Genomic DNA, 11,801 nt, shown 5'->3' with positions numbered 1-11,801 from the left:
TGCAGCACGTGAATCCGGTCATGTCCGCGTTGCCGAACCGCTTCTGCGCGCCCGGGGTTGAGCGGCACGTGATACGTGTTGCCGGCGTCCTGCTCAGCCACCGAGGCCAGGATGTGTTTGTAGAGCGCGCGCGTGATCTGCGGAATGTGCTGGTTGGCGTGTTTGCCGCGGATGGTGTCCACGCCTTTGGCCAGACCGTGATCGCGATTGGCGTTGCCGTAAAAGAAGTTGATGTTGTCGAACAACTTCGCGGTGTCCAGAAAGCGGCGTTCGCCGGTGAGCCGGAACAGGCGCGCCATCGCCTCGTTCATGCCGCCGTATTCGCCGGCAATGTACCGGTTCCACATGCTGATGCGTGTCTCGGGTCGGCAGCGCACTCAACCGCGTCTGCACCCAGCCGCCCATGCCCCGTGCAATTTCAAGCGCCTTTTTGTTGCCGGCCACTTCGTACGTGTCGAGCAGGCCCGCCAGGATCTTGTGCAGCGTGTAGTACGGCGCCCAGATTTGGCTGTCCTGCGTGCCGTAGGTGGCGCCGCGCTCGAGCATGATGAACTGGTCGGGCGGATACGCGCTGATGAAGCCCGTGCCCCAGTTCCAGTAGTCGGTGCGAATGGCGCCGGCCCTGAGGTTTGAATCGTAGCTCGCTCGACCGGGACCAACCGGAACCGCTGTCGGATCCGCGACTGACGGCCCACCCGCCTGTGCCGGCCGGCCCGACTTGTGCGACAGGTCGTAGAGCGTGTCCACCAGATAGTTCATCTTCGTCAGGAACTTTGCCTGCAGCGCAGGGTCATACCCGGTGCTCGCATACGCCTGTGCGATGGCTGTCAGGTAGTGACCGCTTGCGTGCCCGCGCAACCGCGTGGTCTGGTTGTCCCACCCTTCAAGCTGCCGCGTGCCCGCCGGTTGCGGCTGCCCAAACGCCTCTCTGAAGTTGTAGAGGAACGCGTCAGGGTTGGTCGCCGCGAGCGTCCGCAGAGGAACTTGTCGCGATTCTTGATGAACGGCGTGTCGCGCCCCTGTGTGTCGCGATCGAGCACCACCTGGTTGAGCGGGAACGCTTCCACCAGCCGGTCGGGTGGCGTGGTGGTGCCGACCGGTACTTTGATGATGACCGTGGCCTTCGGCTCAAAGCGAGTGCCCGGCACCAGGCCGCTGACGGTGTGTGCCCACCTTCAGCACTGCTGCGTTGTCGGTGGGTGAGGGCCGGATCACGCGCGCCTCACCGGCAACACCGCCCCGCATACGTGGCGGGGATGGACGCCGGCAGTCGCGGCAACGTGCCGACGACCGTTTCCACAGTGATGTCCGGAACCACAGTCAGCCTCCCGGCAAATGGAGATTCCTTCGGGATGTTGGCGGTGGAGATCTGCGGCGCCGCGCCCGCGCCGCGGCCACCTTTGCGCGGTCTGCGTCGCCGCCAGCGCGTTGCGCCGGATCGTGGCAATAGGTTCATCACCCAGCGCGATGCGATAGAGACGCACGTCGCGGAGCCGTCCATGGAGCGTGGCCGCACTGTCGTCCTGCGTTCGCCCAAGGAACAGGCGGTTGGTCGACAGCGCCTGTGGAACCAACTGGTCCGGCGTCACGGCCACTCCCGTGGCCTGTGCCGCACGCACGCCATCCAGGTACGTCGTCAACACCTTGGTGGCCGGGTCGAGGACCACCGCGAAGTGAATCCACTGGTTCTCGACCACCGGTTTGGCCGGAGCCTCTCCCTGGGTCTTGCCGCCCACCACCGCCGAAGCCCGGAATCCCTGGGCGTCCACGACGGCGAAAATCCGCGTGTCGATGTTCTGACCAAAATCGAAGACCGGACCCGTCGCACGGGTGGGAAGGTAGAGCCAGCCGACGACCGCAATGGCGTCCTCGCCCTCAAGCGCGTCCGATGGCAATTGCACGTGGCTGCCGGCGCCGGTCAGCAGCAACACGCGCCGCCCGCCGTCGTCCACAAACACCGCACCGGTACCACGCATCGTGGCGTGCAGTTGATTCCGCGACGAGTCCTCGGTGTTGCCGTTGAACTGGTAGCGGGCGACCAGGCTGGTTTCGCCAATGCCATCCAGGAACTGGTCGCCACCCTGGCCAGCGGCCTGCCCAGTCAGGGCTCCCTGTTGGGCAACAACGGCGGCGATCGTCGAGACGGCCAGGAACAGTGGAAGCAATGCGCGGGTCATAGGGGAGATTATGTGTGATCGCGGCCAGGTCGACCCCGGCGATTTCCCCTTCGAGCAAACCTTTTCGCCGACTCTCGTCCCATCATCAACTGATGGGACTCACCAACACAGCCTCCGACCTCATCCCTGGCACGCTTGAGCTGCTCGTCCTCAAAGCGCTCATGTCGGGAGCCAAACACGGCTACGCGATCGCCGACCACCTGCGCATGGCATCGGGCGAAGTGCTTGAGGTGGGGGAGAGCGCCTTGTATCCGGCCTTGCAGCGGCTGCTCCTCAACGGCTGGGTGAAGGGGGACTGGGGTGTGTCGGAGAACAATCGTCGCGCAAAGTTCTACACGCTGACGCCCGTCGGACGCAGGCATCTCGAGCAGGAACGCGCCGAATTCGACCGCATGGTCGGGTTGGTGCAGAAAGTGCTGGCGACATGATGAGCAAGTTCTGGCGGCGGCTGCAGTTCTGGTGGCACCGGGATCAAATGGAAGCCGAGCTCCGCGAGGAGATGGAGACCCACCGACGGCTGCGGGAAGCCGCGTTGCGCGAAGCGGACCATCCGTCGCCGACGTCCCGCAGTACGCGAGTGATGGGGAACACCACGCTGGCCGTCGAGGATGCCCGGGCCGTGTGGCTTTGGCCGTGGCTCGAGAGCCTGTGGTTGGATCTCAAGCATGGCGCGCGCGGCCTTCGACGCCAACCGACGCTCACCATCACGGCGTTGCTGACGATTGCGGTTGGGAGCGGGGCGCTGACGACGGCGTTCGCCGTGGCACACACGGTGTTGCTCAAGGCTCCGCCGTACACCAATGCGGATCGGCTCGTACAGATTCTGCAGGTCCAGGATGGCCGCCGGCGCAGCCAGGTGGCATCGGTGGATGTCGATGTGCTTCGGTCGGCATCAACGCTTGAAGGCGTGGCGTTCGCCGCGCTGAATTCCGTCAGCCTGACGGGCGCGGAATTGCCGGAAAATGCTCGCGCGGTCCTGACCGATCACCATCTCTTTCCGGTGCTCGGCACCGTGCCTGCCCTCGGTCGCTGGCCAACGCAGGAAGACGACAACGGTTCGGTTCGGCCGGTCGTGTTGTCGCATCACTTGTGGCAACGGCGGTACTAGGGACGCACCGATGTGGTTGGCCAGCGGCTCACCATCAATGGCCGGCCCCACACGATCCTCGCGGTGATGCCGGAACAGTTTCTCTTTCCGGCGCCGGACTACATCAAGGGCGACCTGTGGATTCCGCGCGACGCCGGCCACCCTTCCGTGGCGGAGCCTGAGCGTGCGCTGTTGCTGGGCTTTGCCGCTGTGAAACCTCATGTGACGCGTGCGCAGGCGCAGGCGGAAATTGACGTGCTGGCCCGACGCCTGCAATCTGATCACCGCGCCACCCACGCCGGGGTACCTTCCACCTCGCGGATTGGGCCGGCTCGATTCGGCAAGGCGCCCGGCCTGCGCTGCTCATGCTGATCGCGGCGGCTGCGGTGGTCTTCCTCATCGTGTGCATCAACCTGTTCAACCTGCTGCTGTGCCGTGGGCTCCGATCGCGCGGCCGAGATGTCCACGCGTGCGTCGCTTGGGGCCGGGCGAGGGCGGTTGACCCGCCACCTGGTGACCGAAACGGTGGTGCTGTTCGCGACGGGCGGCGCGGCCGGACTTCTGTTCGCGGTGTGGTTGGCGAAGGAGATTGCGGCCATCGCGTCGTTCGACATTCCGCGCATGAACGAAACTCAGGTGGACTGGCAGGTGGCGGCTGTGAGTGTTGGCCTCACGTGTGTCGCGGGGCTCTTTGTGGGACTGGTCCCAGGCTGCGCGCCCGCACGGAGCGGCGTGGCCGGCCACGGAGTGGCAAGCCGGGCGGTCACACATCATCGCCGGGGACGGTTGGTGCAGCGGCTGCTGATTGCCTCTGAGATTGGCCTGGCTCTCGTGCTGGTGTGCGGAGCGGGCGCTATCGGCAGCCATGCCTCCGCGCTCAGTGCCGAACTGGCGGGGTTCGATGTGGCGCGGCTCGTGCAGGCGCGCGTGACCTTGCCCATCGATCAAGTACTGATGTGCCCGCACAGTCGAAGTTCTTCGAGGAATTGCTCACGCGGCTTCGTGCGCACTCGTCAATCGCCGCGGCCGGAATCACCGACGTCGCCAGGCCGTAAGCCGCGGGCGCGAGCCCCGCCGGTGTTGTTGGGTAACGAGCCTCGCCGCGTCGCTGCAGGATCTTCCCGGCCGGCCGCGGTGCGTGTTGTCAGTGAGGGCTATCTCGAGACCCTCGGCCTTCAGCCACTGGCCGGCCGGCTGCTGCGCGCGTCGGACAAGGGGCGTGCCACTGGTGGCCGTGGTGAACGAGACGTTCGCTCGCACGCCTTTGCGGGCTCACCTGTGGGCGGTCATCTAAGGCTGACTCTGGACGGCCTCACTGATCTGGACACGGCTGACCGCCGGTCGTCGGTGTCGTCGCCGACATCAAGGAAGACGTCTTGTATCGTCCGGCGCCACCAACCGTCTACATCCCCCCTGACCCAGGGCGAGGCATCGCGGATGGCGATCGTGATTCGCGCCGCCGCCGAGGACGCAGAATTGGGACCGGTCATTCGGGCTGAACTCGCCGGTGTCGGGCCGGCCTCCCGTGAGCGGGTTGGTGATGCCGCTGGGGAACTTGATGGAGGCGAGTTCGCACGCACCCGTCTCAGCCTGAGGTTGGTGGGCGGCCTCGCCCTCATCGCGGTGGTCCCTTGCCATCGTCGGTGTCTACGGCGTCACCGCGCATAGCGTAGCATCGTTCGCGCGAGATCGGCATCCGGGTTGGCATTGGCTCACGCCTGGTGCCGTGCGGCGCATGGTCCTGGCCGAGGGTGTGGTCTTGCTCGGCGTCGGCGTGGCGGCAGGCAGCACCGGCGCCGTGTGGACGTTGCGCTGATTCGGTCACTCGTGGTCGGACTCGATCAGGTGCCCGTCGCTGGTCCCGTCGCCGTCGCCGCCTTTGGTATTGACAGTCGCGGTGGTCGCGGGATGCGACCTGCCGGGCTGGCGCGCATCCCGCGTCGATCCCGCAACCGCCCTGAGGTAGTCCCCAGTTCCTAATTTCCCAATTTCCTTCGATCCTAAGTTTCCCAATTCCCCAGCGCCGCGCGGCGCACTTGAGGGCGGCACCATGCCGTTCAGCCGGAGATACGTGACGAGATTGCCATAGTGCTCGTTAATGTGGCTGGTGTTGTAGATGAGCGCGCCGATTTTCGTCCGGCGTCCCTGCATCTCCATCATGTTGGTCTGGTCAACGGCTGCAAACGCCTTGTTGCAGAGAGCGACGGAATCGGCCAGGGCCTTCTCAAGATCCGCCTTGGGCATCTTGTTGGCCGCCCACCCATCGGTGGCGCTGCCTGTATCAAGACGGGCCGGCGCGGGCGTCACGCCCGCCATGGCCGCGCACGCGCCGTTGTTGTCGTCCACGATATGCGCGAAGAGGCGCGCGAAGCTGCGCACTTCAGGTGTCGCCTGCCACGTGTACTTCTCAGCCGGCACGAGCGTGGCCGTGCGCCCGATGAAGGTGGCGATCGCTTATCAACGACCACCGCACTTCAGCGGACGGTCGATGCGGGTGGTTCGTCGAGCGTCTCCGGTGCTGCGTTGACCTCCAGCGGTCTGGGCTGGAATCCACCGAGCCGTCGAGAAATCGCCCCGCAGAGGCCCGCAGGAATCAGGAACTTGACACGGCAGGGAACCTCCGGCCGCTAGAAAGAGCGGAAGCAGGACGGCGGGCGGAGATTATAAGGGCCCCGACGCAGGCGGCGCCGCATGATAGGCTCCGCTGGCGTGACGCGAGCCTTCCTGTGGTTATGGCCCCTCGCCTTCGCCTTTGCCTCATCCCTGTGGGTGGGGCACTCGCCGCAACAAATCCTGACCGTCTTCTCGGCTTCGTGCCAGACGATGCGTTTTATTACTTTGGTGTTGCAGAGCATGTTCGCGACGGATGGTGGTTTTCGTTCGACGGCCCCACGCGGACGAACGGTTTTCATCCGCTTTGGGCCCTGGTCATCACGCCCGTGCTGGCGGTGGCCGGGCACACGTTCGCGTATGTCCTCATGGCTGGTGCGATCCTGACGGCGTTGGCGATTGCCGTGCTGGCGCGCTGCGTGGAGCACCTGTGGGATGCCCGCGTGGCGGTGGCCTTCAGCGTCCTGATGGCGCTCAATCCCATCGTGTTGACGCACGCGGTGAACGGCCTCGAAACAGGCCTGCTGATGTTCACCACAAGTCTGCTGTTGTGGCAGGGATTTGTGCGGGGTGTCGGCTCGTCGCACGCTGCCATCCGGCTCGGCGTGATCACGGCAGCCGTGTGCCTGAGCCGAACAGACGCCGCGTTTTTGGCCGTGCTCGTCTGGGTGGGCATTCTGATCCGGCATCGCGGTGAGCCTCTGGCCACGCTCCGACTTCTGGTGCGAGCCGGTGTGGTGGCTGCACTCATCATGGCCCCTGGTTCATCTACAACGTCGTCGTGTTCGGCAGTGTGATGCAGGACTCGGGCCGGGCGTTTGTCGTGATGGAGCAGCGCTACCACGCGTTTCACGGGTCTCTGGATGTGCTGGCGACACGGCCCGCGGCCGTACTCGCGGCGAGTCTCGGGACGCTGGGCGACCGGCTCGGGCTGGTCAATCAGTTGGGACTGGCGATCGCGGGTGTCCTTGGCGCAATCGCGTACTGGCGGCACGGCGTGACGCTGGTGCGGGCAGCGTTTGTCGCGACCCTCCTGGCCTACGGGGCGGCGGTGCTGCTGGGAGGCGCGTGGCGCCTGGTGATTCGCGAATGGTACCTGGCGCCAATCATCGCGCTGGCAATGCTGTTGGTGGCGCTGGTCGTGACGCTGCTGCCTCGCCGGTCCATGGCCTTCGCGGCGGCAGTGTTCATCGGCCTCGGCCTTTCGTTCCAGGGACGTGACGTGCTGGCTCGCGGACCGTGGCCAGACCAGGCTGCCGAACCTGCCCGCATCCGTGTAGTGGCGGCGAGCCTTCCTCCTGACGCGGTGGTGGGCAACTCCGATGCGGGCATGTGGGGCTGGTTTGCCCCTTCACGACCGTCAATCTCGACGGGCTGGCCAACTCCGAGGTGTTACCGGCCATCGAACAGGGCCGGATGCTCGACTACGTTCGCGATCGCGGCATGAACGGTTTCTTCGGGCGCACCTGGTGGAAGCAGCCGTGGTTGATGGGACCCGGCAGCGGCCTGCTGTACGAAGACGTGACGCTGTCGGGCGAGGACCCGGCGGGCCGCCGATTCACCATGTCGCGACTGCTCGCACACAATGCGGAGGTCGTGGCCCGGTTCGCTCGCGAGTCGATCGATACCACCGATGCGGACTTTGCGCGGTGGCTGGGTGAGGGGTGGGCGGTGCCGGCGGCGCCTGGGCCGGCCGAGGTCTGGTCGACTGCCGCTTCGTCAGACCTTCATCTGCCGGTGCCCACGGATCGGGACACCGACGTCACGCTGTGGCTCAACGCCATTGCGAGCCCGGAACGCCGCACGCGTATCCGAGTGTCGGTGGATGGCAAGCCGACCGGTGAGATCGAGGTGCTGAATGCTGCCGCCCATCAGCCCTTCACCGTGACAGTTCCGCGGTCAGGTGGTCTGCTGGCTTCAATCAGGCTCGAGTACGACCAGACGTGGAAACCGAGCGCTCTGGGGCAGTCAGCCGACTCACGTGATCTTGCGGTCAGCATTGTTCGCATCCACGACGGCGCCGGTCGGCCTGCGATAGAATTCAAGGATGTCAAACGACTCAAAATGCCCTGTGACGGGCGATGCCCGCCGACACACGGCCGGAGCCTCGGCAAATGCGACCTGGTGGCCGAATCAACTCAATCTGCACATCCTGCATCAGCATTCCTCGCTGTCCAACCCGATGGGAGAGGCGTTTGACTACGCCGCTGAGTTCCAGAGCCTGGATCTGGATGCGCTGGTCAAGGATCTGCATGCTCTGATGACAGACTCGCAGGACTGGTGGCCCGCCGACTACGGCCACTACGGCCCGTTTTTCATTCGGATGGCGTGGCACAGCGCGGGGACGTACCGTGTGGGCGATGGCCGCGGTGGCGCCGGTTCAGGCACGCAGCGCTTTGCGCCCTCAACAGCTGGCCCGACAACGGCAACCTCGACAAGGCGCGCCGCCTGCTGTGGCCCCTCAAGCAGAAGTACGGCAGGAAGATCTCCTGGGCGGACCTGATGGTGTTGGCCGGCAATGTCGCGCTGGATTCGATGGGCTTCAAGACGTTCGGCTTCGCCGGCGGTCGTGCCGATGTGTGGGAGCCCGAAGAAGACATCTTCTGGGGCCCCGAAGGCAAGTGGCTGGCGGACGAACGTTACAGTGGCGATCGCGATCTGTCGAACCCGCTGGCCGCCGTGCAGATGGGATTGATTTACGTGAATCCCGAAGGACCCTAATGGCAATCCGGATCCGATTGCCTCGGCCCGGGATATCCGCGAGACGTTCAAGCGCATGGCGATGAACGACGAAGAGACGGTGGCCCTTGTCGCCGGTGGGCACACATTCGGCAAGGCCCATGGCGCGGGCGACCCGGCCCTGGTGGGACCGGAACCCGAAGGGGCGCCCATCGAGGAGCAGGGCCTGGGCTGGAAGAACAAGTTGGGCAGTGGGAGTGGCGTGCACACAACCACCAGCGGCATCGAAGGGGCCTGGACCCCGACCCCCATCACCTGGGACAACAGCTACTTCGAGACGCTCTTCGGCAATGAGTGGCAACTGACGAAGAGCCCAGCGGGCGCCCAGCAGTGGACGCCGAAGGGCGCGGTCGCCGCGAACACCGTGCCTGATGCGCACGACCCCGCGATCCGGCACGCTCCCATGATGACCACCGCAGACATGGCGCTCAGAATGGATCCGGCCTACGAGAAGATTTCGCGCCGCTTCTTCGAGCACCCGCAGGAGTTCGCAGACGCCTTTGCGCGTGCATGGTTCAAGCTGACGCATCGCGACATGGGGCCCACCACGCGGTATCTCGGCACGCTGGTGCCCAAAGAGAGCCTGCTGTGGCAGGACCCGATTCCGGCGGTGGACCATCCGCTCGTCGGCGCGCAGGACATCGCGGCGTTGAAGGCGAAGGTTCTCGCGTCGGGGCTGACGGTTTCGCAGCTGGTCTCGACCGCGTGGGCGTCGGCCTCGACCTTCCGCGGCAGCGACAAGCGCGGGGCGCGAATGGCGCGCGCATCCGTCTGGCGCCGCAGAAATCTTGGGAAGTGAATCAGCCGGCGCAGTTGGGGAAGGTGCTGGATGTCCTCGAACGGATCCAGCAGGAATTTAATGCTGCGCAGTCTGGTGGCAAGAAAGTCTCGCTCGCGGATCTGATCGTACTCGGTGGCAGCGCCGCCGTGGAGAAGGCAGCCAGCGATGCTGGACACCAGGTGACGGTGCCCTTTACGCCGGGGCGCATGGACGCATCGCAGGACCAAACCGACGTGGAAGCCTTTGCGCCACTCGAACCGGCGTCTGACGGCTTCCGAAACTACATCCGGAAGGCCCATGGCATGTCGGCCGAGGAGCAGTTGGTGGACAAGGCCCAGTTGCTCACACTGACCGCGCCCGAGATGACCGCGCTTGTCGGCGGTCTGCGCGTGCTGGATGTGAACGTGGGGCAGTCCAGACACGGGGTGTTCACGGCGCGGCCTGGTGCGCTGACCAACGACTTCTTCGTCAACCTGCTCGACATGAAAACGATCTGGGAGCCTGCGGCGGATCTGGCCGGCGTCTACCAGGGGCCGCGATCGTGCGACCGGCAAGGTGACGTGGACCGGTACGCGTGCCGACCTGGTCTTTGGTTCCAACTCGGTGCTGAGAGCGCTTGCCGAGGTGTATGCGTGTGACGACGCGAAGGATACGTTTGTGCGTGACTTCGTGGCGGCCTGGACCAAGGTGATGAACCTTGATCGGTACGACGTGGCCTGAACAGAGGGAGCCAGGCGATGCAGAAAGCAGAATTTGACAGACTTCGCCTGAACCTTTCCGTTCAAGCGAAGAACGGTATTGATTTCATCACCTCCGCAACCGTGGTCTGGCTGCTCATTGCCTATATCTGGAGCTGGTCGTCTACGGCCTACAACAAGAGCATCCTCACGTTCATGGTGGGCAGCATCACCATTCCGCTGGCGTTTGCGCTGTCCAAGGTCTACAAGACGAACTGGAAGGTGGGCAACAATCCGATCGAGCCGCTGGGGCTGTGGCTCAATTTTGCTCAGTTGTTCTACTTTCCGTTCCTCGTGTTTGTCATGCTGAAGGACCCCGACTACTTCGTCATGACCTACGCGATCATCACGGGGGCGCATTTCTTTCCGTACGCGTGGTACTACAAATCACTGCCGTTCGCCATCATGGCTGGTGTCATTTCTGTCGGCGCGATGGCGATGGGGATGGTGTTGCCGCCCGACAAGATGTTCCAGCTCCCGCTGATGATGGCGGTCGCACTCGCCGTGCTGGCGTCGTTGCTGCACCAGTCCTACAAGACGAACGAGCGGGCACTGCAGCGCATGAGCGCGCGCGGAGACAACGCACCCTCGTGATTCGATACCGCTTCAGCGAGTTCACGCTCTCGCCTCAGCGGCGTCTGATCGTTCGCGATGGACGTGAAGTGCCGCTGATCCCCCGGTACTTTGATCTTCTGGTGCTGCTGATCGAACGGCGCCACGAGGCGGTGCATCGCCGCGAGATCTTCGAACGCGTCTGGACGGATGCGAACGTCTCGGACAGCGCGCTCAGCCAGGCCGTCCGCACCATCCGCCGCACGTTGGGCGACGACCCAAGCGAGCCCCGCTTCATCCGCACCGTTTCACGCCACGGCTACCAGTTTGTCCTGGACGTGATTGAAGAGGAGGACGCTGCGCCCCCGAACGAGGCCGCACTGGGCGTCGCCGAGGCCGCGCTGGGCGCCACGGCCACGCTCGACGCTCAGGTGGCGCACCCGCACTGGATTGGCGGAGCGACGGGTGGCGGGCTGGCCGGCCTCGCGGCCGGTGGTCTTGGTGGCCTGATCCTCGCGGCCGCCCCGGCAGCGCAGCCACGATCGCGATTGCACCCGTCCTCGCGGTGATCGGCGGCGTGTGCGGAGCGTTGGGTGGCGGCGGCGTCGGAGCGGGTCTGGCACTGGCTGAACCTCACGCGAGGTCGCAGCGTGTCTGGGCGTGCACGGCTGGCGCCGCCCTGGGAGGCGGAATCGCCGGAGTGGCCGTCCAGTGGATGGCGCGCTGGGGGCTTGCCGCCCTGGTCGGCGTGGACGTCGAAGTTGGTGGCGGGCTTGAGGGCGTCGTGATTGGGGGAGCCGCGGGGATGGGGTACGCGCTCGCGACCGCCCACCGCCTGCGATCGGCCCTGCTGACCGGCGTCCTCTGTGGACTGGCTGGTCTCGCGTTGGCGCTTGCAGGATCTCCTCTCGTGGGAGGCACCATCCATGCGATTGCCGACGCGGTGGAAGGGTCTCGCGCCACGCTGGCACCATTGGGGAGGCTGATCGGCGAGCCGGACTTCGGCCCCGTGTCGCGGGCCATCCTCGCCTTCGGCGAAGCCGCCACCTTTGGCCTCGGCCTCGCCTGCGGCCTCAGACGTCGCGAGTGACCGCCGGACTCCAGGACCCCAGGACCCC

Annotated in this window: 13 protein-coding genes and 1 pseudogene; 10 read left to right on the top strand and 4 right to left on the bottom strand. The window is 65.4% G+C overall.

Features of this window, described 5'->3' with window-relative positions; all coding sequences use genetic code 11:
* Positions 1-93: 93 nt before the first annotated feature.
* The 3 genes from IPL75_12705 to IPL75_12695 all read right to left on the bottom strand — a co-directional run bounded on the left by IPL75_12705 (position 94) and on the right by IPL75_12695 (position 2,177).
* Positions 94-858, bottom strand: a complete 765-nt coding sequence (locus IPL75_12705; protein ID MBK9241098.1) for a glycoside hydrolase family 127 protein — start codon at positions 856-858, stop codon at positions 94-96.
* Positions 828-1,148: a hypothetical protein gene (locus tag IPL75_12700; protein MBK9241097.1), complete on the bottom strand. Its 321-nt coding sequence runs from the start codon at positions 1,146-1,148 to the stop codon at positions 828-830. Before IPL75_12700 ends, IPL75_12705 begins: the two co-directional genes overlap by 31 nt.
* A 63-nt stretch (positions 1,149-1,211) precedes the next feature.
* Positions 1,212-2,177, bottom strand: a complete 966-nt coding sequence (locus tag IPL75_12695) for a LamG domain-containing protein (protein ID MBK9241096.1) — start codon at positions 2,175-2,177, stop codon at positions 1,212-1,214.
* Between the two features lie 92 nt (positions 2,178-2,269).
* Between IPL75_12695 and IPL75_12690 the strand changes: the two genes are divergently transcribed.
* The 4 genes from IPL75_12690 to IPL75_12675 all read left to right on the top strand — a co-directional run bounded on the left by IPL75_12690 (position 2,270) and on the right by IPL75_12675 (position 4,932).
* A complete protein-coding gene (locus IPL75_12690; GenBank protein ID MBK9241095.1) occupies positions 2,270-2,605 on the top strand; it encodes a PadR family transcriptional regulator in 336 nt (111 codons plus the stop codon).
* The gene (locus tag IPL75_12685; GenBank protein MBK9241094.1) at positions 2,602-3,285 is read left to right on the top strand and encodes an ABC transporter permease; all 684 of its coding nucleotides are present in this window, start codon (positions 2,602-2,604) and stop codon (positions 3,283-3,285) included. The genes IPL75_12690 and IPL75_12685 overlap by 4 nt, the downstream gene beginning before the upstream one ends.
* 12 nt (positions 3,286-3,297) lie before the next feature.
* Positions 3,298-3,636, top strand: coding sequence for a hypothetical protein (locus IPL75_12680; GenBank protein MBK9241093.1), 339 nt, complete (start codon positions 3,298-3,300; stop codon positions 3,634-3,636).
* A gap of 63 nt (positions 3,637-3,699) precedes the next feature.
* Complete coding sequence (locus tag IPL75_12675) at positions 3,700-4,932, top strand: FtsX-like permease family protein (protein ID MBK9241092.1); 1,233 nt, start codon at positions 3,700-3,702, stop codon at positions 4,930-4,932.
* A 153-nt stretch (positions 4,933-5,085) separates the two neighbouring features.
* Here the strand turns inward: IPL75_12675 and IPL75_12670 are convergent, their stop codons facing one another.
* Complete coding sequence (locus tag IPL75_12670) at positions 5,086-5,682, bottom strand: DinB family protein (protein ID MBK9241091.1); 597 nt, start codon at positions 5,680-5,682, stop codon at positions 5,086-5,088.
* A gap of 314 nt (positions 5,683-5,996) precedes the next feature.
* Between IPL75_12670 and IPL75_12665 the strand changes: the two genes are divergently transcribed.
* From IPL75_12665 to IPL75_12640, 6 genes and pseudogenes are all read left to right on the top strand, one after another.
* Positions 5,997-6,671 (top strand): glycosyltransferase family 39 protein, encoded by a 675-nt coding sequence (locus IPL75_12665; protein ID MBK9241090.1) that lies wholly within the window; start codon positions 5,997-5,999, stop codon positions 6,669-6,671.
* Positions 6,656-7,321, top strand: coding sequence for a hypothetical protein (locus IPL75_12660; GenBank protein ID MBK9241089.1), 666 nt, complete (start codon positions 6,656-6,658; stop codon positions 7,319-7,321). The genes IPL75_12665 and IPL75_12660 overlap by 16 nt, the downstream gene beginning before the upstream one ends.
* Before the next feature lie 600 nt (positions 7,322-7,921).
* Positions 7,922-10,114: pseudogene (gene katG / locus IPL75_12655) on the top strand (catalase/peroxidase HPI).
* 17 nt (positions 10,115-10,131) lie between these two features.
* The gene (locus tag IPL75_12650) at positions 10,132-10,725 is read left to right on the top strand and encodes a hypothetical protein (GenBank protein MBK9241088.1); all 594 of its coding nucleotides are present in this window, start codon (positions 10,132-10,134) and stop codon (positions 10,723-10,725) included.
* Entirely contained in the window at positions 10,722-11,252 is a 531-nt protein-coding gene (locus IPL75_12645; GenBank protein ID MBK9241087.1) for a winged helix-turn-helix domain-containing protein, read from the top strand. The genes IPL75_12650 and IPL75_12645 overlap by 4 nt, the downstream gene beginning before the upstream one ends.
* Positions 11,253-11,260: 8 nt before the next feature.
* On the top strand, positions 11,261-11,773 hold the full coding sequence (locus IPL75_12640) for a hypothetical protein (GenBank protein ID MBK9241086.1): 513 nt from the start codon (positions 11,261-11,263) through the stop codon (positions 11,771-11,773).
* The last annotated feature ends 28 nt before the right edge of the window (positions 11,774-11,801 follow it).

The sequence above is a fragment of the Acidobacteriota bacterium genome, from assembly GCA_016716905.1.
Taxonomy (GTDB): Bacteria; Acidobacteriota; Vicinamibacteria; order Vicinamibacterales; family SCN-69-37; genus SYFT01.
This window is presented reverse-complemented; position numbering and strand designations above follow the sequence as displayed.